This is a genomic window from Saccharopolyspora oryzae, assembly GCF_027853915.1.
Lineage (GTDB): Bacteria > Actinomycetota > Actinomycetes > Mycobacteriales > Pseudonocardiaceae > Saccharopolyspora > Saccharopolyspora oryzae.
In genome coordinates this window covers 87,499-105,667 of record NZ_JAQGLA010000017.1, presented here as the reverse complement: position 1 = coordinate 105,667, position 18,169 = coordinate 87,499, and the positions used below count along the sequence as shown (strand labels likewise).

Sequence of the window (18,169 nt, the reverse complement as noted above, 5' to 3'; positions counted from 1 at the left end):
GCACCTCACCGGACGGACAACCCGTGGTGGCGATGATGCCCTCAGAGAACTCCGAGATCAACTCGCGGTCCATCCGCGGCTTGCGGTACATGCCCTCGAAACTCGCGCGACTGGACAACGTGAACAGATTCCGCAGACCAGTGGCGTTACGCGCCACCATCGTCATGTGCGTATACGCACCGGCACCCGAAACGTCACCACCCTCACCGAACTCGTCGGCGCCACGCTGCTTCGCCTCACCCCAGAACACCGGCTTCTTATGGAAACGGTTGGTCGGCGCCAGATAAGCCTCGATACCGATGATCGGCTTGATCCCGGTCTTCTTCGCCTGCTGGTAGAACTCATCGGCACCGAACATGTTCCCGTGGTCGGTCATCCCACCGCAGGCATCCCCAACCGCTGGGCCTCGGCGAACAACGCCCCCACCTTCGCAGCACCATCGAGCATCGAATACTCGGTGTGCACATGCAGGTGGACGAAAGGCTCCATGCCGACTCTCCCGATGTTCGAACTACCGCCTGAGCGGCCACATTCGAACCGAGCGCGAAGACACGCGTCCAACAAGTAACATGCCTCGATCAACAACTACTAGTTGTTTCAGGAGGCAGGCCGCCGTGGGACACCTCTGCCGCACCCCGTGAACTTGATGCACACCGACGGTCGGCGGCTCTACCTCACCGACTTCGGGATGGCTCACCCGAATTCGAACTGTCGGCAGCCGAGCACCTCTTCGCATCGCCTTTCCGGCCCGTTCTACCCCGGCGCCCATCGCACCGCTCGCGGGCGGGGTGCGACTTGCGATTCCGATCACGGGGTGAGGATCGCGCGGCCGCGGATGCGCCCGGCGTTGAGGTCGTCCAGAGCGTCCTGGAAGCGGTCGAGCGGGTATTCGGCGGTGTGCAGGCGGACCTTCCCCTGCGCTGCCAGCACCATCAGCTCGCACAGGTCGTTGTAGGAGCCGACCAGGTTGCCGATGAAGTTGATCTCGGCGGAGATGATGTCGATCGTCGGGACGTCGATGTTCTCGCCGTAGCCGACCACGTGGTAGTCGCCCGCCCTGCGCAGCATGCGCACGCCGTCCCGGGTGGCGCCGCCTTCTCCGACGAAATCGATGACCGCTTCGGCGCCGTGCCCACCGGTCAGGTCCAGCACCGCCTCCACCTGGCTGCCGTCCGCGACGACGCCGTGATCGGCGCCGATGGACGCGGCGAGCTCGACAGCCGCCGGATTGGAATCGACCACGAGGATTTCCGCGGCGGTGATGGCTTTGAGCACCTGGATGCCGATGTGGCCGAGCCCGCCCGCGCCGATCACCGCGCAGCGGTCGCCGGGCCGCAGGGTGCGGGCGGCCTTCGCGGCGGCGTGGTAGGCCGTCAAGCCCGCGTCGGCCAGCGCCGCCACCCCGGCCGGTTCGAGCGAGTCGTCGATGCGCACGACGCTGCGGGCCGAGGTTTTGAGGTATTCGGCGTAGCCGCCCGCGGTGTCGATGCCGGGGAAGCTCGACTGCTCGCAGTGCACGTCGTCGCCGGACCGGCACGCTCGGCACAGACCGCAGGTGATCAGCGGGTGCACGATCACCTTGTCGCCTTCCGCGACGTTGGTGACGGCGCTGCCCACCGCGTGCACCCACCCCGCGTTCTCGTGCCCGATCGTGTAAGGCAGTGCGACACCGGACTTCTCGGCCCACTGCCCTTCCAGGATGTGGATGTCGGTCCGGCACACCCCGGCGCCGCCGATCCTGATGACCACGTCGTGCGGGCCGGTGATCTCCGGTTCGGGGACCTCGGTCATCCGCAGCGGCTGGCCGTACCCGACGACTTGGACTGCCTTCATGATGCGTTCTCCTCGATTTGGCCGTGCGCGGCCGCCCGCGCACGGGGTGTCTGGTCGGCGGCGGTTTCGGGGTAGCGGGTGCGCAGCAGCCCGCGGCAGAAGTGCGCGTTGCCCTCGATGGAGATCCGGACCGCCCGGGCGAAGCGCAGCCGGAACGGCACCTCGTCCCTCGGGTGGGGCCGACCGCGATCGTCCACCAGCACCGGGGACGACGGGTCGGTGCTGAGCCCGAGATCGGCGCGCCGCTCCAGCAACGACCGGGTGGCCGGTGTGGCCGGCAGGTCGGCGATGGTCACCCCGACCAGGTCCTCCTCGGCAAGCGCTGGATCGGCCTTGAGCAGCAGGCCCAGGCACCGCTCCATCGCCGCCGCGTGCGCCTTGCGGCGGAACGTCCGGCGCAGCTCTTCGAGGTCTTCCTCGGCTTCGTCGCCGAACGTGCCGCGGTAGCCGGCGTCGGCGCGCAGGCCGCGGTTGATCAGCTCCGAGTCGTGGTGGTCGTCGAGCAGCACCTCGGCTGCTGCGACGCCCGGCAGCGCGCTCAGGACATCCTTGGCGTCGGACGCCATCAAGTAGGCGAAGTTCGGGGCGCAGAACGACGTCGGCAACCGCAGGTGCGCCGTCACCACCCCGTCGGCCGTCGCGTCCAGGGAGCGGACGAAGCCGAGATCGGTGATCGGCTCGTCCAGTTCCGGGTCCAGCACCTCGCCCAGCGCCGCGCGCGCCACCCGTTCCAGCTCCTCCGGCGACATCTCAGGCCACCACCTCTTCGTCGAGTCCGAGGCCCGCCGGGACCTCGATGTCGTACATCGCGGCGGCGTTGAGCCCCAGGACCTTCTTCTTCTGCGCCGTGGTCAGCGGCGCGTACTCGGTCATGTCCGCCGGGATCTGGAAGTCCACGAACCGCTCGACCAGCCACTTCGGCGTCCACAGCGCGTAGTCGCTGGAGAACTGGATGCGGTCCTCGTCGAGCCAGTAGAGCAGTTCGCCGATGATCTGCGCGAAGTAGCGCGGCCGGGTGTGGATGAACGGCATCGCCACCGCGAGACCGGCGTGCACGTTCGGCTCCTGGGTGGCGATCCAGCAGAAGTCCTCCAACCGCGGCAGTCCGCAGTGCTCCACCACGAAGTTCAGCTCGGTGAAGTCGGTGGCGGCCTTGTCGACGTCGGCCACGTCGAACGCGTCGCGGTCCAGCGGCCGGATCGTCGGTCCTTTGTGGATGTGGATGTTGCGGATCCCGAGTTCCTGGCAGGTCTCCAAGTACCGGTAGGTCCACGGGTCGTCCAGCTTGTAGCCGCGCGAATCACCGTGCCACTCGGCGGTGTAGAGCTTGACGCCCTTGAGCCCGAACCGCTCGGCGTCGCGCCGCAGCTGGTCCAGTCCGGCCTGTTCGAAGCGAGGGTCCCAGCAGTGGTTGTAGGTGAGCTTGTCCGGGTACCGCTGCGCGAGTGAGAAGGCCTCCTCGGTCTGCCCGAACCCGTTGCGGTAGAAGGCGCCGAGGTGCGCCGGCTGGAAGATGGCGTGGTCGACGTAGCCGTCGTCGAACAGGTCCCGCAGGAGGCGCTCGCCGCCGTAGTAGAGGTACTCCTCGTACGGCCACACCTCCGATTCCGGGCTCAGGTTGCGGTGGTAGTCGTAGAAGCAGTCGATGAACTGCTTGCCGTGGATGTTGAGCTGGTTGTCGGGACGTGCGTCCCAGAGCGCGACGTGGGCGTCGACGATGAAGTAGTCCTCGCCGTCCTTGCTGTACATGTGCACCCTCCCGTACGTGGCGGCTGTGGCACGTCGGGTCCGAACGCTAGGGCGATCGGACGGCACCGGGGAGCCCGCGGCTGTCTCAGTTTGAGACACGCACACCGGTGAAGCTCGGCGCTCCTAGCACTACCGTGGCTGGGGTCGGCGCAACGATGCGTCCCCGTGGAGGCCGGAATGACCGAACGCGCACCCCACCCGGACCCAGCGGCGTGCCTCACCGGGCACGGCCGGATCGCTCCACGCCTGCGCGCCTCCTGGCGGCGCAGCGAGCGCTACGGGCTCACCGCCGACGAGATGCGCCCGGCGTTCACCGGTGCGGTGGACACCGATTCGCTGCTGTACGAATGCGGCCACGAGGTGCTCCGGGGCCTGCAGGCGACGCTGGCCAACGAACCGGTCAGCATGATGGTGACCGACAGCGACGGCCTGGTGCTGAGCAGGTTGTGCGACGACACCGCGATCAACCGGTCCCTCGACCGCGTCCACCTCGCCCCTGGCTTCTACTTCGGCGAGCGCAACGCGGGCACCAACGGGCTCGGCCTCGCGCTGGCCGACCGCGCGCCGTCGCTGGTGCGCGCCGACGAGCACTACTGCACCAGCCTGCAGGGCTACACCTGCGCCGCCGCGCCCGTCCTGGACCCGGTCAACGGCGGAGTCGCCGGCAGCATCAACCTCACCACCTGGTCGGATTCGTCCTCCGAGCTCCTGCTCGCGCTGGCCCAGTCGGCGGCCGGGAACACCGCCGCGCTGATGCTGGCGCGCAGCACCGGGCGCAAGATCCGCCCGATGCCGCGCGGGGCGGTGTTCCGCGTCTACGCCGACCGCCTCCAGCGAACCGGCACCACCTGCACCGCGCTGTCGCCCGCGTGGACCAACGCGGTCGCGCAGGCGCGCGCGGCGTTCCAGCACGGCCTGGGCGTCGCCGTCGTCGGTGAGCCGGGCGCGGGCAAGACCGCGCTGGCCGTCCTCGCCCGCCGGGAGCTGCGGCGCGAGCGCGTGCTCAGCGTCCGGCCCCCGGCGCCGGAGGAGGTCGACTCGTGGATGGCGCTGTGGACGCCTGAACTGGGCAAGGACTGCACCTGCATCATCGTCTCCGCGGTGGAGGCCCTCCCCGCGTGGGCCACGACCGAACTCGCGCGGCTGCTGACCGCGGCGCGACGCTGGTCCGACGGGCTGGCACCGTTCGTCATCACCGCCGAGACGGACTCCGCGATCCCCGAGGAGCTGCGCCCGTTGATCGATGCGGTGGTCGAGGCGCCCGCCCTGCGCACCCGGCCCGACGACGTCCTGCCCCTCGCCCACCACTTCGCCCGCCAGGACTGGAGGCGCGACGCGAGCTTCACCCCGGCAGCGGCCCGGGCGCTGACCGCCTACGACTGGCCGGGCAACGTCCGCCAGCTCCGCGAAGCGATGCGCGCGGCCGCGTCGGGCGCCCGCACGGTCGACCTGCACCACCTCCCGGCCGAGGTCTTCACCAGCCCGGGCCGCCCGCTGACCCGGCTCCAGCTGGTGGAGCGCGACGAGATCATCCGCTGCCTGACCGAACCCGGTCGCACCATCGCCCAAGCCGCGGTCGAACTGGGCGTCGGACGAGCGACGATCTACCGCAAGATGGCCCAGTACCGCATCAAGATCCCGGAGCAGGGCCCGAACCGCTGACGACGAACGGATCCATCCACAGGGGACAGACTGGTTCCCGGTGCGCTCTGCCGGGGCCGGGGTGGCGGGCGGTTCTGGTCTGCACGAAAATCGTGGCGTCATGAGTGAATCCGACGTGCAGCTTTCACCGATGGGGTTGTCGCACCTGGCCGGCGTGCTCGAGCTCGGCAACCAGGTCTTCGACGTGTCCGCGATGCCCTACACCTCGTGGTCGTTGTCCAGCGTGGCCGTCCACCTGGACGCCCAGCCGGACGCGTGCTGGGTCGCCGAAGCCGACGGCGAGGTGGCCGGTTTCGTGCTCGGCTCCCTGTCCTACGACGAGCGCGCGGACTGGGGGTACGTGGAGTGGCTCGCCGTCGCGCCCGACCACCAGGGCAAGGGGCTGGCCAGGACTCTGCTGGAGGAGTCCTGCGCAGCGCTGTTCGCGGCGGGCGCGACAAGGATCATCACCGACGTCGAGCAGACGAACACGGCTTCGGCTCAGCTCATGCAGCGGTGCGGCTTCAACGACAGCGTCACCGTCACGCTGTTCGTCCGCCACGCGCCCGCCGAGGGCGACAGCTCCAAGCAGAGCCGGTCGCGGGCACACCCCACCGACCCGGCCAAGGCGCGACTGCACGCGGCCGCCCGCAAGTCCGAACGGGACTAGTACCGCACCGCCCATGACGGGCGGTTCCTCCACAAGAGACGGTCGCGGGGCGGGTCGCGGGAAAGGACGACCGGCCCCGGACTGCGTCAGACCCGTTCGAGACAGGTCATGATCACGTAGCGGAGCTGGCCGAAGTGGTCGACCGGGTACCACCGGTTGCTCGGCTGGCTGCCGCACGCCGGTCCGTACTCACCACCCGTCACCGGCAGCGCGGTGACCAGGATCCGGTCATCGGTCTGCATCTGGCCGACCGACGTGGCACCGGAATCGGGCCGGGTCCGGATGTTCACGCCGTCCCCGTACGCGCGGTACCACGCGGGAAATCCATCCGCCATCTCGAGTTCCTCCCCAGTTGGACCGTCGATGCGGGGCCAGTCTCCCGAGCCACCGCCGGAACCGCGTCGGTTTCGTCCGATGTCACCCGCACGGAGCAGCCGACCGCCGGCGCCGATTGAAGAGGAACGATCTCCACTCGCATTTCCCGAAATGAATTCCGAAAGCCCGAATCAGGTCGACGAATCAAAAGTAGCCGACCGAAAACACCTCACTGATCCGAGTGAAAACAACCGACGAGGCGATCACCCGTTCATCTGTATATACCCAAAAAGGCGCCGCATAGACTCGGGCATCGATCCAGTTCGCCACCTGCGAGAACATCGCGATCACGCAGCACGCCGGCACCCCCGCCGACCAATGCCCCGCCACCCGACACCAGATCCAGATCTCGCGGAGGAACGTCGCGATTCGACGTCCCGAGCGGAAGTCGTGCTGCCCGCTGAACGGCGGCTGGAATTCGCCGAACAGAATCCACCCACGGGAGGTTCGTGACGTGTCGTCACCCGCTGCCGAACAGTTCTCTTCCCTGCAGACCCGCGCGGCGCGGCTGCTCGCAACCACGACGAAGACGCCGCCGCAGATGCAGTCCATCAGCTCCCGGAACCTGCTCCGGCAGCTCCCGTGGCTCACCGTCTCCAGCGGCACGTACCGGGTGAACCGGCGCCTGCAGATCAAGGTCGGGCGCGGTCGCGTGTCATTCGTCCAGGAGGGCACCGACGTCCGCATCATCCCGGAAACCCTCACCGAGCTCTCCGCTCTGCGCGGCTACACCGACGTCGACGTGCTCACCCGCCTCGCCGGGATGTTCACGGTCCGACAGGTCACGCCGGGCGAAGTGCTCGCGGCGGAGGGCAGTCCGATCCGGGAGGTCTTCGTCGTCGCGCACGGCCGCATCGAGCGGCTGGCGACCGGCGAGTACGGCACCGTCGACCACCTGGGCGTGATCACCGACGGCGATCAGGTCGGCGACGAGGCGGTCGGGGTCGACGACCCGACCTGGTCGGCGACGCTGCGGTGCGCCACCGCCGGCACGATCATGGTCCTGAACTGGGACGCCTTGCGCGATCTGCTCGGCTCCGAGGAGAGCCTGCGCACGCACCTGGAGGACTTCGCGCGGCGCCGCTCGCTCCCGCAGAACCGGCGGGGCGAAGCCGAGATCGCGCTGTCCGCCGGGCACCTGGGCGAGGCGCAGCTGCCCGGCACGTTCGTCGACTACGAGCTCGGCCCGCGCGAGTACGAGCTGTCGCTGACGCAGACGGTCCTGCAGGTCCACACCCGCGTCGCCGACCTCTACAACGACCCGATGAACCAGGTCGAGGAGCAGCTGCGGCTCACCGCGGAGGAGGTCCGCGAGACCCAGGAGCGCGAACTGCTGCACCACCCGGACTTCGGGCTGCTGAACAACACCGCCTACGACCAGCGGATCTCCACCCGCACCGGCCCGCCCACGCCCGACGACCTGGACGACCTGCTGTCCATGCGCCGCTCGACGGACGCGTTCTTCGCGCATCCCAAGGCGATCACGGCGTTCCTGCGGGAGTGCAACAAGCGCGGGATCGCGGTCGACGCGACCACCCAGGAGAACGGGTCGAAAGCCCTTTCCTGGCGCGGGATCCCGGTCTACCCGCTGGGCAAGATCGGCCTCTCCGACCACAACACCACCTCGATCATCGCCATGCGCCGCGGCGAGGAGAAGCAGGGCGTCGTCGGGTTGCAGCCCGCCGAGCTGCCCGACCAGGTGCAGCCCGGGATGAACGTGCGGTTCATGGGCATCACCGACCAGGCCATCCTGCGCTACCTGGTGACCGCCTACTACAGCGTCGCGCCGCTGGTCCCGGACGCGGTCGGGCTGCTGGAGCACGTCGAGATCGGCCGGGCGGACACCTGATGATCGAGCTCATCGCGCACGAAACACCGGTCCCCGTCCAGCAGCGGCACACCGATGGCGTTCAGGGGACCAGCGCCTGCACCGCACCGGGAACGCAGCGGCGGACCACCGTCCTGCACTGCCCGCCGGCCCCGCCCGAGCGCCCCGAGGCCGCCGCGGAGATCAACAGCCGCGTCGTCGCGTGGATGACCGGGCTCGGGCTGGGCAGCGCGGAGAACGTCGAGGGCGTCTACAAGCACGATCCGGGGCGCGGAATCACGTTGTGCCACCCCGGAAGCCAGGACGTCGACCGGATGACGGCGGCGGGCAAGATGATCGTCGCCGAGACCGCCGTGGACGACTACTTCTGCGAGACCAACAGCCGCCGCGACGCCAACGACCAGACCATCGGACCGAACCTGTCGCTGGCGCAGTCGGCGATCGACGCGCCGTGCCTGACCCCGGACTACCAAGCGCTGTGGGAGGAGCAGCGCTCCGGCCACCCGGTGCTGCGCGCCCAGCACGAGGCCTTCGACGACCTCAAGCGGATCAGCAGCCCGGCGCAGGCGCAGCGCACGCGGCACGACATCGCCCAGCTCTACCTCGGGTACAACGCCGAGAACGGGTGGCGGATGGCCAACCGCCTGCCGCCGGTCTGGCAGTACCTGGCCAACCGCCAGATGAACTCGTTCCGCCCGTGCCTGGACCTCACCGACGTGCTCGACGGCTACGAGCTCCCCGACGAGCTGCACACCCACCCGCTGGTGCAGGACTGCACCGCGCGGGCGTCGCTGATCGCCACCCTGCACAACGACCTCGCCTCCTGCGAGCGCGAGATCCGCGAGCACGGCCTGCCGTTCAACCTGCCGGCCGTGATCGCCGCCGAGGAGCAGCTCCCGCTCGACGAGGCGTTCATCAAGGCCTGCGAGGTGCACAACGAGCTGATCCGGGCCTTCGAGGACGACACCGAACGCGCCACCGCCGCTCTTCCCGATCCGGTGGTCGCCCGCTTCCTGACCGGGCTGTGGGCCTGGATCGCCGGAAGCCGCCACTGGCACTTCACCACCGCCCGCCACAACGCGTGAGAGGACCCGATCGATGACCGAGACCATCCACCAGAACGGCACCGCCGCCAGCATCTACCAGGGCAGCGTCGCGGACTACTGGAACCGGGAGGCCAACCCGGTCAACCTCGAGCTGGGCGAGGTCGACGGCTACTTCCACCACCACTACGGCATCGGCGATCCGGACTGGTCGGTCACCGGCGGTGATCCGGCGACCGCCCGCGAGCGCATCACCGCCGAACTGCACCGGCTGGAGACCCAGCAGGCCGACCTGCTGCTCGGCCACCTCGGGGAGGTCGGGCCGGAGCACCGGATCATGGACGCCGGGTGCGGTCGCGGGGGCAGCTCGTTCATGGCCCACGAGCGGTTCGGCTGCGCGGTGGACGGGATCTCCATCTCCCGCAAGCAGGTGGACTTCGCCAACGCGCAGGCCCAGCAGCGCGGGGTGTCCGACCGGGTCGTGTTCCACCAGCTCAACATGCTCGACACCGGCTTCGACACCGGCAGCATGCGCGCCATCTGGAACAACGAGTCCACCATGTACACCGATCTGGGAGACCTGTTCGCCGAGCACTCCCGGCTGCTCTCGCGCGGCGGGCGGTACGTGACGATCACCGGTTGCTACAACGACGTCTACGGGCTGCCCTCGCGGGCGGTGTCCACCATCAACGCGCACTACATCTGCGACATCCACCCCCGCTCGGGCTACTTCCGCGCGATGGCCGAGAACCGGCTGGTGCCCACCGCGGTGGTCGACCTGACCGGGGCGACGCTGCCGTACTGGCGGCTGCGCGCGAAGTCGCCGCTGGTCACGGGCATCGAGGACGCGTTCATCGAAGCCTACGAGAGCGGCGCCTTCCAGTACTTGCTCATCGCCGCCGACCGCGTCTAAGAACCTGTCCTTGAACTCGTTCTGCGTGGCGGCGCAAGCGCCGAGGGCGGGCTTTTCGCCTGACGGCGAATCAAAGCACAAGATCGAAAACCAGGATCGAAGACGAGCTCTAAGGCAGGCATGGTGGACCTGGACGAGATCCGCGCCGAGGTCGACTCGGCGCTCGCGGGGTTCTTCGACCGCACGACCCTGGCCGGCGGGGTCGAACCGCACTCCGACGACATGATCGAGGTGATCGAGGGGTTCGTGCTGACCGGCGGCAAGCGCATCCGCCCCGTGCTGTGCGTCCTCGGCTGGCTGGCCGCCGATCCGCGACCCCGCTGCCGCGCACCGCTGATCGGGCTGGCCGCCGGGCTGGAGATGTTCCACGCCGCCATCCTGATCCACGACGACGTGGTGGACCGGTCCGCGACGCGGCGGGGCAGGCCGACCGTGCACCGCGTCATGGCCGGCCTCCGCCCCGGCGGCTCCCCGCAGGACGACGAGTGGTTCGGCAACTGCGCGGCGATCGTGCTCGGCGACCTCGCGCTGGCCTGGGCCGACAAGCTCGCCTGCCAGCAGCTCAGCGCCGAGCAGCTCGGCCGCGTGCTGCCGCAGATCGCGCAGATGCGCCACGAGGTCACCGTCGGCCAGTTCCTGGACCTGCACTCGGCGGGCGCCGGGTCCTCCGACGCGGACCTGGCCGAGATGATCATCCGCTACAAGACCGCCTACTACACCGTGTACCGGCCGTTGTCGATCGGTGCCGCGGCGGGCGACGCCTCCCGCGAGGTGACGCGGGCGCTGCACCACTACGGCATGCCGGTGGGCAAGGCCTTCCAGCTCCGCGACGACCTGCTGGGCCTGTTCGGCGATCCGCAGGTCACCGGCAAACCGATCACCGACGACGCCAGGGCGGGCAAGCACACCGCGCTCATCACCCACGCCCGCACCGCCGCGAGCCCGTCACAAGCGGTGAAACTGGCGCAGCTGTGGGGCAAACCCGACATCACCGAGTCCGAAGTGGACGTCGTGCGGGACATCCTGTCCGCAACCGGAACAGTCCGCACCGCGGAACACCTCATCGCCGAGCACCACCGCGCAGCGCTGGCCGCGCTCGACAGCCCGCACCTGCCCACCGAGGTGGCCGATGCGCTGCGCACCGTCGCCGACCGAGCTGTGGAGCGTGACCGATGACGAAACGAGTTCTGCTCGCCGCACCGCGCGGCTGCTGCGCCGGCGTGGACCGGGCCATCGAAGCGGTGGAGAACGCCCTGGCCAGGTGGGGATCACCGGTGTACGTGCGACATCAGATCGTGCACAACACGCACGTCATCGCCGCGCTCGAGGCGCGCGGAGCGGTCTTCGTCGAAGACGTCGCGGAAGTGCCGGAGGGGGCGCGGATCATCTTCTCCGCGCACGGCGTCTCCCCCGCCGTGCACACCGCGGCCGCCACCCGGCAGCTCGAGGTGATCGACGCGACCTGCCCGCTGGTGACCAAGGTGCACCGGGAGGCGGTGCGGTTCGCCGACGACGGGTACGCGGTCCTGCTGATCGGGCACGCCGGCCACCAGGAGATCATCGGCATCCTGGGCGAGGCCCCGGAGTCGATCCAGCTGGTCGAGACCACCGACGACGCGGCTTCGGTCGAGGTGCCCGACCCCGGCCGGGTGGTGTGGCTGTGCCAGACCACGCTGGCCATCGACGATGCGATGGGGATCGTCGACGTCCTCCGGCGCCGCTTCCCGGACCTCGCGGACCCGCCGTCGGACGACATCTGCTTCGCCACCCAGAACCGCCAGACCGCCGTCAAATCGATCGCGCCGCGCTGCGACGTCGTCCTGGTGGTCGGCTCCCCCACCTCCTCCAACTCCAAGCGCCTGGTGGAGGTCGCCACCGCATCCGGCGCGGGCGCCGCACACCTCGTGGACGGCGCCGCCGAACTCGACCCGGCATGGCTGGACGGAGCGGAAGCCATCGGCGTGACCGCGGGTGCGTCCGTGCCGGAGGTCCTGGTCTCCCACCTCCTCGACCGCCTCGCCGAACTCGGCTACGACCAGGTCGAGGCCCAGAGCGGTGTCGCCGAACCACAACGCTTCAGCCTCCCGCTCGCCCTGCGCACCGGCTGACCGGAGGAGGCGAGCCAGGAGCTACCCGTGGAACCTCGTCGTCTCGCCGAGATCCGCGCGGCCCACCTCGATCTGGTTGACGGGCGCCGAATCCTGCGCATAACCGAAGGAGACGCCGAAGAGCACCTTGCGGTCCCGGATCCCCAAGCAGTCGCGGACCACGTCCCCGTAGAAGCCGAGCAGGCCCTGCGGGCAGCTGGCGACTCCGTGCGCCGCCATCGCCAGCAGCAGCGTCTGGCCGTACATGCCGACGTCCGCGACCATCCGAGCGTCCGCATTGGACGGTGTGAGCAGCAGGGCCACGTGCGGCGCCCCGTAGAACCGCAGGCTCTCCGCTTGAAAGGCGTCGCGCGCCTCGTGGTCGTCCCGCGCGATGTCCAGCGCTCCGTACAGGGCGGAGCCGAAGGCCGACCGGCGTTCCCGGTGCACCGCGCTGTAGAGCTCGTCCTGGTACGGGAAGTCCACGGAGAAGCGCTGCTCCGCGTGCGCCGCCAGCAACGACTCGCTCAGCCGGTCCCGGGTCGCCCCGCTGACCACCTCGACGCTCCACGGCTGAGTGTTGGAGTTCGACGGGGCCGCGCCGGCCAGGGAGAAGATCGCTTGCAGCGTCTCGCCCGGCACTGCGTCCGGCCGGAACGAGCGCACCGCTCGCCGGCCCCGGATCAGCTCCTCCGCGTGTTCAGGAAGGACCGTCACTTCGCTCTACCTCGCAACTCGCCCAACAGTGCACCTAAGTACACGACTTCGTTTACTTAGCGGGACGCTATCACGCATCGGCTCGTTAAGTACACGGGGCTGTACACTTTGCTGGTGGCTGAGCAGCAGGCGGTCCAGCGCCGCAGGGGACGAGGCGGGCGCGAGCGCGTCCTCGCCGCAGCGACCGCGCTCTTCGAGGCGCAGGGCATCAACACGACCAGCATGGAACAGGTCGCCGCCGCAGCCCCGGTGTCGAAGCGCACCCTGTACGCGCACTTCCCCACCAAGGACGACCTGGTGGTGAGCTACCTGCGGGACCTGGTCGAATCCGGGCGCACCCTGGAAGGGGTGCTCGAGCGCGCAGACCTCCCGCCCGAGGAACGCGTCCTCGCGCTGTTCGAGGCACCCGACGACGTCGACCCGATCCGCGGATGCCCCTTCATCGACGCGGCCGCCGAGTTCCCCGACCCGACCAGCCCGGTCCACGAGTTCGCCGCCGAGCAGAAGCGCCGCTTGCTCACGCACCTGACCGACCTGACGAGCGCGCTGGGGGCCGCGAACCCCCGATCGCTGGCAGAACAACTGGCCGTCCTCGTCGACGGCGCGGCCAGCCGATCGATGGTCCTCAACGACGCGAACTGCGCTCAGCACGCGAAGGCGGCGGCACGGGCGTTGCTCGCCGCGGCAACACCGGATCACCGCGAGCCAGGCTGAATTCCCCGGATTCGTCTGCCCGGACGGGGACGATGAGTTCTCGCCACCGGCGAAGTCGGTACTCAGGACACATCGAGTGCACGTGGAGGACCGAATGACCCAGGACCTCTTCGCCGGGATCGCCGTGACCGACTACGCCGCTGCACTGCCGTGGTACGAGCGGCTCTTCGGCCGCCCGCCGTCGTTCCTGCCGAACGAGGTCGAGGCGGTGTGGGAAGTCGCCGAACATCGCTACGTCTACATCGTCGAGGACCCGGAACGGGCGGGGAACGCGCTGGTCCTGACGTTCGTCGACGACCTCGAGGACCGAGTCGCCGAGGTCGCCCGGCGGGGCGTCGAGCCCGCGAAGCGCGAGACGTACGAAGGCGGCGTGACCAAGGTGGTCTACCGCGACTCGGACGGCAACGAGATCAGCTTCGGCGGCGGCCCGGGCTGAGCGGTTCGCCCGGCTCTGCGATGTCCGTCAGGTCGCGGTTCCCGTCGCCGACTCAGGCAGGGAACGAATTCGCACCTGCTGGAATTCCTCGCCCAAGCGGCACCAGCGGTTGCCCCGACGGGCAGCCACCTCACACCCGCGGCACATCCATCCACATCGGACGACCAGCCGAGCTGCCCAGGCGCGACACGAGCGGCTGGTCATCAGGGCCGGATCGCTCCGGAATCGATCACGAGGTCGCGGATCCGTTCGAGCGCCCCCTGGGTGACCGCCCGGTCCCCCAGCTCCGCGAACCGGACGTCCGGGCAGACCGGCACCCGCTGGCCCAGCTCGGAGCGGATGCGCACCAGCCCGGACTCGCCCAGTTCGGTCGCCGCCCCGCCGACCAGCACCAACGCGGGGTCCACTGCCAGCGACAACGCCACGACCAGGTGCCCCCACGCCGAGACCACCTCGTCCAGCCGGCCGCTCTCGGCCAGCTCCCGCACCGGCTCGGCGGCACCGATCTCGTCGGCCAGGCCGCTCAGGCCGTAGCGCTGCTCCACCGTGGAACCGGAATCCGAATCGCGCAGGGGCAGCAGGCCGATCTCGCCGCTGGCGCCGTGCGCCCCCGGCAACACCCGCCCACCCAGCATGATGCTCGCGCCGATGAACCGTCCTATGTAGAGCAGGACGACGTCGTCAGCGCCTCGCGCCGCACCGTGCACCCGTTCTCCGGTCAGCATCAGATTCACGTCGTTGTCCACCAGCACGCAATCGCCGAACCGGTTCGCGAGGACTTCACCCAGCGGTTCCGGGGCGGTCCAACCGAGGTCGGGCGCGGTGCCGACCACGCCCGTGCGGGGCGTCACGACACCCGGCACCGCGACCGCCACGCCGCATACGTCCGCGGTGTCCAGCCCGTTGATCCGGCACAGCTCGGCCAGCTCCGCGACGAGCCAGTCCAGCTCCATCCGGTCGCCCTGGTAGTCCGCGCGGCGGTGGGTCACGACGGTGCCGGTGAGGTCGGCCAGCGCGAGCTCGGCCCGGCCGCGGGCCAACCGCGCCAGCAGCACCCACCTGCTGCGCGACCGGATCGCGAGCAGCACCGGGCGACGACCGCCGGACGAACCGGCCGCCCCGATCTCCGCCACCACCTCGTCGGCCAGCAGATCGCGCACGAGCCGGGTGATCACGGGTTGGCTGATACCGGTCAGCTCGGCCAGATCGGTTCGCGACATCGGGCGTTCGCGGAGCTGCCGGAGCACTGCCGCGCGACCGTCCCGCCGCCCCCGCGGAGCCTTGCCCCCCTCGCTCCGCCTGTCCGCGGTGGTCGTTCTGGTCACGGATGCCTCGACTTTCTTTCTACCGGAATGAAAGTCTAGGTCACGATCGATCCCGCCACCAGGGCCAGAGCGCAGTCGAGCGGCCCGACCGCCGAAGCCGCCAGGCCGCTCGACGTTCCCGTCAGCCGTCGACCTGCGCGGTCCGCGCGAGCGCCGCACCACCCGACTCGTAGGACAGCAGCACGCGATCAGCGGCACCGATCGGCAGTCGCACGACCGACTCACCAGCGGTGAGCTCGCTGGTCCCGCGGCCGGTCACCTGCTCGCCGTCCCAACCGAACAACCGGACCGAACCGGGCACCTCCGCAGCCAACCGGACCTCGGCGGTCTCCGCGTCGACCCGCTTCACCGAGCGGATCTGCACCGCGTCAGCGGCGAGCCCGCGCCCGCCCGACAGCGGCACCCCGTCTGCGCTGGACTGCAGGATGCTCAGCGGTGAATCCACGCTCTCGGCCGCGAGATCCGGCAGCACCGGCTCCTTCGGCCCGGTGGTTCCCGGGAGCAGGCCCGGCAGCTCGGCCAGGCCCCAGCGGTAGGGGTCACCGCGCACGCCGTTCCAGGTCGACCAACCGACCCGGGTCTGGCTGGTCCTGTCCTGGGTGTCGGAGTCGTAGATCAGCACGTTGAGCCCCATGCGCGCCGGGTCGACCGCGTCCGGCAGCACGTCGAACGGGATCTTCGCCTCGAGCGTGTAGCCGCGGTACGGCTCGGAGACCTTCGACGCGACCTCCATGCCCGGCGCCGTCTCCGCGCCCGGCCCCTGGTGGTTGTCGGCGTCGCGCTCGAAGCACGGCGGGTTGCCCGCCGCCGGGTCGTCGGTGATCGGGAAGATCCCGGTCTTGAACGCGGTCGCCGTGTTCTCCGACGTGCCCTTCGGGTCGATGGTGATCTCCACCGAGTCCGTGCGGCGGTGCCGCTTGCAGTCCTCCGGGGCGAGGACGGTCCCGAGCACGTCGTCGGTCACGTGCACCACCACGTGCAGCGCGTCGTCGGTGAAGTTCACCTTCGCGGTGCCGGAGATGTCGTCCCGCCCGGTCGGCTCGCCCTCCCACAACGAGGAGAGGTCCAGTTCGGGGCCGGTGTACTCGCCTTCTTCCTCGACGCCGTCCACGACCGGGGCCGTCTGCGCCTTCTCCACCACCGCCACCGGCACCAGTTCCAGCGCCGCGGACTCGGTCCCGGTCCCCTTGGACGAGGTGGTCTCGATGCCGACCGGGTAATCACCGTCGTCGGGCGCCCGGTTGGACGTCGGCAGGGTCGGGTCGGTGTTGGTGACCTCGAAGGTCACCGCACCGGTTGCACCGGGTGCGAGATCCGCGTAGGGCTTCTCGGGTGCGTCGGCGCTGAAGCCTGCGGGCAGGTTCAGCCGAACCACACCGCTTTCCGGTGCCGTCCCGCGGTTGACCAGATCCACCCGCACCGGGCGGGTCCTGCCGCTGCCCACCGTGAGCACCGGTTTGATCAGGCTGTCCAGCTGGGGCGCGCCGACCTCGGCGGCCCAGTCGCGGAACTGGCCGACCTGCGGCAGCGGTTCGATCGTGCCCCGCACTTCGGGGACGACCCGCACCACGCGCGAGGAGATGCCACTCGCACCGTCGGCGGTGTCGAGTCGTGCTTCCAGCCGGAACCGCGTGTTCGGCGCGGCATCGGCCGAGGGCGTCACGGTGAACTGCGCGGTCTTGTTCCCGCCCGGGGTGACCGTGCCGAGGTCGCCGGAACCCGCGACCTGCCAACCCGTCGGCGCGGTCAGCTGCACCTTGCTCTGCTGCAGCGCCCGATCTGCCGCCCCCACCTGAACGGACACCTCGAACCCGGCGCCCGGAACGACGTCGAAGCGCTCGGTGTCGATCGCGAGCTCGGTGCCCACCGGCAGACCACCGGAGCCGGGCAGCGCAGCACCGTCCAGCGGCGCGGTAGCCCCGGTCGCGTCCGGGCCGTAGGGGGCTCGGCTGTCGATCTCGGTGAACCAATCGCAGGCGATCTTCGCAGGATCTGCCGGCGCGGGCGGGTTGCTGGCCCAACCCTGCGTCCGGTACTCCCATTCCGCTTCGCGCTCCACGGTCGCCCAGGTCTTGCCGTCGTTGGCCGGGGACGTGCGCCCGGCCCACACGCCGAGGACGCGGTCGGTGGGTTCGGCCGGGCGATAGCCGGCAGCTTCGCAATCCGGACCGGTGTCGGCAGCGCCCTGCCCGCCCGACCGGAACAGCCGTCCGGGGTTCCAGGGTTCGAGGCCTTCCTGCGAGACCTGCTCCGGGAACACCGACGGGTCACCGGCCTTCAGGTAGGCCTCGACGGCGAGCCGGGCCGCCTGCTGGTGGTTGCCGTGGTTGCCGGGCGTCGGCGACGGGTTCATCGTCACGATCACCTTGGGCTTGGTCGCCCGGACGATGCGCACCACCCGCGACAGGGTTTCTTCCCGGTCCCAGACCTGCGCGGTCAGCGGGGCGCTGACCGTGTAGAAGAAGTCGAGCTTGTCCAGGTTGTAGACGTGCTCGACACCGGCCTTGCCGACCGCACGCCGTTCCTCGCCCTCGCGGATCAGCCCCAGCGGCGGGCCTTCTTCCAGTCCGACCGCGTTGCCGCCGCCTTCGCCCCTGGTGGTCGTGATGACGCCGGCCTTGAGGTGGTGCTGTTCGCTCCACTGCCCCAGCGTCGACAGGGTGCTGGCCTCGTCATCGGGGTGGGCCCCGATGAACAGCACGTCGAGCCCGACGGGATCGGGTGGTGGCGGTGCCGCAGCCGCAACCGGACCCACCCCCAGCGAGAACGTCGCGACCGCTGCTGCGATCGCCGTGGACTTCCGCATTCTTCCTCCACAAAAGGGATCCGACGAAAAAG

Annotated in this window: 17 protein-coding genes and 1 pseudogene; 9 read left to right on the top strand and 9 right to left on the bottom strand. The window is 69.9% G+C overall.

Going from position 1 to position 18,169, the window contains the following annotated elements; translation table 11 throughout:
• The 4 genes and pseudogenes from OU415_RS14370 to OU415_RS14355 form a co-directional block, all read right to left on the bottom strand.
• A pseudogene (locus OU415_RS14370) lies at nucleotides 1-489 on the bottom strand (PHP domain-containing protein); the annotation flags it as partial.
• Between the two features lie 318 nt (nucleotides 490-807).
• Nucleotides 808-1,833, bottom strand: a complete 1,026-nt coding sequence (locus OU415_RS14365; protein WP_270949233.1) for an NAD(P)-dependent alcohol dehydrogenase — start codon at nucleotides 1,831-1,833, stop codon at nucleotides 808-810.
• Nucleotides 1,830-2,582 carry a metal-sulfur cluster assembly factor gene (locus OU415_RS14360; protein ID WP_270949232.1) on the bottom strand — a complete coding sequence of 251 codons (753 nt, stop codon included), beginning with the start codon at nucleotides 2,580-2,582 and terminating at the stop codon, nucleotides 1,830-1,832. Before OU415_RS14360 ends, OU415_RS14365 begins: the two co-directional genes overlap by 4 nt.
• 1 nt (nucleotide 2,583) lies before the next feature.
• Entirely contained in the window at nucleotides 2,584-3,582 is a 999-nt protein-coding gene (locus OU415_RS14355) for an amidohydrolase family protein (protein ID WP_270949231.1), read from the bottom strand.
• A 177-nt stretch (nucleotides 3,583-3,759) separates the two neighbouring features.
• Between OU415_RS14355 and OU415_RS14350 the strand changes: the two genes are divergently transcribed.
• Both OU415_RS14350 and OU415_RS14345 read left to right on the top strand, forming a co-directional pair.
• Entirely contained in the window at nucleotides 3,760-5,244 is a 1,485-nt protein-coding gene (locus OU415_RS14350) for an AAA-type ATPase lid domain-containing protein (RefSeq protein ID WP_270949230.1), read from the top strand.
• A 100-nt stretch (nucleotides 5,245-5,344) separates the two neighbouring features.
• Nucleotides 5,345-5,893, top strand: coding sequence for a GNAT family N-acetyltransferase (locus OU415_RS14345; RefSeq protein WP_270949228.1), 549 nt, complete (start codon nucleotides 5,345-5,347; stop codon nucleotides 5,891-5,893).
• An 86-nt stretch (nucleotides 5,894-5,979) separates the two neighbouring features.
• Here the strand turns inward: OU415_RS14345 and OU415_RS14340 are convergent, their stop codons facing one another.
• Complete coding sequence (locus OU415_RS14340) at nucleotides 5,980-6,228, bottom strand: hypothetical protein (protein WP_270949227.1); 249 nt, start codon at nucleotides 6,226-6,228, stop codon at nucleotides 5,980-5,982.
• 184 nt (nucleotides 6,229-6,412) lie between these two features.
• Nucleotides 6,413-6,820, bottom strand: a complete 408-nt coding sequence (locus OU415_RS14335) for a hypothetical protein (protein ID WP_270949226.1) — start codon at nucleotides 6,818-6,820, stop codon at nucleotides 6,413-6,415.
• On the opposite strand from OU415_RS14335, the gene OU415_RS14330 reads away from it, so the two are divergent.
• The 5 genes from OU415_RS14330 (at nucleotide 6,810) to OU415_RS14310 (ending at nucleotide 12,160) form a co-directional block, all read left to right on the top strand.
• Nucleotides 6,810-8,117: a family 2B encapsulin nanocompartment shell protein gene (locus OU415_RS14330; RefSeq protein ID WP_270949225.1), complete on the top strand. Its 1,308-nt coding sequence runs from the start codon at nucleotides 6,810-6,812 to the stop codon at nucleotides 8,115-8,117. The two genes, OU415_RS14335 and OU415_RS14330, sit on opposite strands and share 11 nt — an antisense overlap.
• Nucleotides 8,117-9,181, top strand: coding sequence for a family 2 encapsulin nanocompartment cargo protein terpene cyclase (locus OU415_RS14325; RefSeq protein ID WP_270949224.1), 1,065 nt, complete (start codon nucleotides 8,117-8,119; stop codon nucleotides 9,179-9,181). The genes OU415_RS14330 and OU415_RS14325 overlap by 1 nt, the downstream gene beginning before the upstream one ends.
• Nucleotides 9,182-9,194: 13 nt before the next feature.
• Nucleotides 9,195-10,052 (top strand): geranyl diphosphate 2-C-methyltransferase, encoded by an 858-nt coding sequence (locus OU415_RS14320; protein WP_270949223.1) that lies wholly within the window; start codon nucleotides 9,195-9,197, stop codon nucleotides 10,050-10,052.
• 120 nt (nucleotides 10,053-10,172) lie between these two features.
• Nucleotides 10,173-11,228 carry a polyprenyl synthetase family protein gene (locus OU415_RS14315; RefSeq protein WP_270949222.1) on the top strand — a complete coding sequence of 352 codons (1,056 nt, stop codon included), beginning with the start codon at nucleotides 10,173-10,175 and terminating at the stop codon, nucleotides 11,226-11,228.
• Nucleotides 11,225-12,160, top strand: coding sequence for a 4-hydroxy-3-methylbut-2-enyl diphosphate reductase (locus tag OU415_RS14310; RefSeq protein WP_270949221.1), 936 nt, complete (start codon nucleotides 11,225-11,227; stop codon nucleotides 12,158-12,160). The genes OU415_RS14315 and OU415_RS14310 overlap by 4 nt, the downstream gene beginning before the upstream one ends.
• 21 nt (nucleotides 12,161-12,181) lie before the next feature.
• Here the strand turns inward: OU415_RS14310 and OU415_RS14305 are convergent, their stop codons facing one another.
• Nucleotides 12,182-12,856, bottom strand: a complete 675-nt coding sequence (locus OU415_RS14305; protein WP_270949220.1) for a nitroreductase — start codon at nucleotides 12,854-12,856, stop codon at nucleotides 12,182-12,184.
• Nucleotides 12,857-12,970: 114 nt separating this feature from the next.
• Here OU415_RS14305 and OU415_RS14300 point away from each other — a divergent pair, with 114 nt between their 5' ends.
• Entirely contained in the window at nucleotides 12,971-13,570 is a 600-nt protein-coding gene (locus OU415_RS14300; protein WP_270949219.1) for a TetR/AcrR family transcriptional regulator, read from the top strand.
• A 94-nt stretch (nucleotides 13,571-13,664) separates the two neighbouring features.
• Nucleotides 13,665-14,006, top strand: coding sequence for a VOC family protein (locus OU415_RS14295; protein WP_270949218.1), 342 nt, complete (start codon nucleotides 13,665-13,667; stop codon nucleotides 14,004-14,006).
• A gap of 203 nt (nucleotides 14,007-14,209) precedes the next feature.
• On the opposite strand, the gene OU415_RS14290 is transcribed toward OU415_RS14295, so the two are convergent.
• Together OU415_RS14290 and OU415_RS14285 are read right to left on the bottom strand one after the other, a co-directional pair.
• Entirely contained in the window at nucleotides 14,210-15,226 is a 1,017-nt protein-coding gene (locus tag OU415_RS14290; RefSeq protein ID WP_270949217.1) for an ROK family protein, read from the bottom strand.
• Between the two features lie 226 nt (nucleotides 15,227-15,452).
• On the bottom strand, nucleotides 15,453-18,137 hold the full coding sequence (locus tag OU415_RS14285) for a sugar-binding protein (protein ID WP_270949216.1): 2,685 nt from the start codon (nucleotides 18,135-18,137) through the stop codon (nucleotides 15,453-15,455).
• Between the last annotated feature and the right edge of the window lie 32 nt (nucleotides 18,138-18,169).

What these genes read in the sequence shown, in the direction of transcription:
- OU415_RS14365 (WP_270949233.1), bottom strand. Translation starts at nt 1,833, where the DNA reads ATGAAGGCAGTCCAAGTCGTCGGGTACGGCCAGCCGCTGCGGATGACC.
- OU415_RS14360 (WP_270949232.1), bottom strand. Translation starts at nt 2,582, where the DNA reads ATGTCGCCGGAGGAGCTGGAACGGGTGGCGCGCGCGGCGCTGGGCGAG.
- OU415_RS14355 (WP_270949231.1), bottom strand. Translation starts at nt 3,582, where the DNA reads ATGTACAGCAAGGACGGCGAGGACTACTTCATCGTCGACGCCCACGTC.
- OU415_RS14350 (WP_270949230.1), top strand. Translation starts at nt 3,760, where the DNA reads ATGACCGAACGCGCACCCCACCCGGACCCAGCGGCGTGCCTCACCGGG.
- OU415_RS14345 (WP_270949228.1), top strand. Translation starts at nt 5,345, where the DNA reads ATGAGTGAATCCGACGTGCAGCTTTCACCGATGGGGTTGTCGCACCTG.
- OU415_RS14340 (WP_270949227.1), bottom strand. Translation starts at nt 6,228, where the DNA reads ATGGCGGATGGATTTCCCGCGTGGTACCGCGCGTACGGGGACGGCGTG.
- OU415_RS14330 (WP_270949225.1), top strand. Translation starts at nt 6,810, where the DNA reads ATGCAGTCCATCAGCTCCCGGAACCTGCTCCGGCAGCTCCCGTGGCTC.
- OU415_RS14335 (WP_270949226.1), bottom strand. Translation starts at nt 6,820, where the DNA reads ATGGACTGCATCTGCGGCGGCGTCTTCGTCGTGGTTGCGAGCAGCCGC.
- OU415_RS14325 (WP_270949224.1), top strand. Translation starts at nt 8,117, where the DNA reads ATGATCGAGCTCATCGCGCACGAAACACCGGTCCCCGTCCAGCAGCGG.
- OU415_RS14320 (WP_270949223.1), top strand. Translation starts at nt 9,195, where the DNA reads ATGACCGAGACCATCCACCAGAACGGCACCGCCGCCAGCATCTACCAG.
- OU415_RS14315 (WP_270949222.1), top strand. Translation starts at nt 10,173, where the DNA reads ATGGTGGACCTGGACGAGATCCGCGCCGAGGTCGACTCGGCGCTCGCG.
- OU415_RS14310 (WP_270949221.1), top strand. Translation starts at nt 11,225, where the DNA reads ATGACGAAACGAGTTCTGCTCGCCGCACCGCGCGGCTGCTGCGCCGGC.
- OU415_RS14295 (WP_270949218.1), top strand. Translation starts at nt 13,665, where the DNA reads ATGACCCAGGACCTCTTCGCCGGGATCGCCGTGACCGACTACGCCGCT.
- OU415_RS14290 (WP_270949217.1), bottom strand. Translation starts at nt 15,226, where the DNA reads ATGTCGCGAACCGATCTGGCCGAGCTGACCGGTATCAGCCAACCCGTG.
- OU415_RS14285 (WP_270949216.1), bottom strand. Translation starts at nt 18,137, where the DNA reads ATGCGGAAGTCCACGGCGATCGCAGCAGCGGTCGCGACGTTCTCGCTG.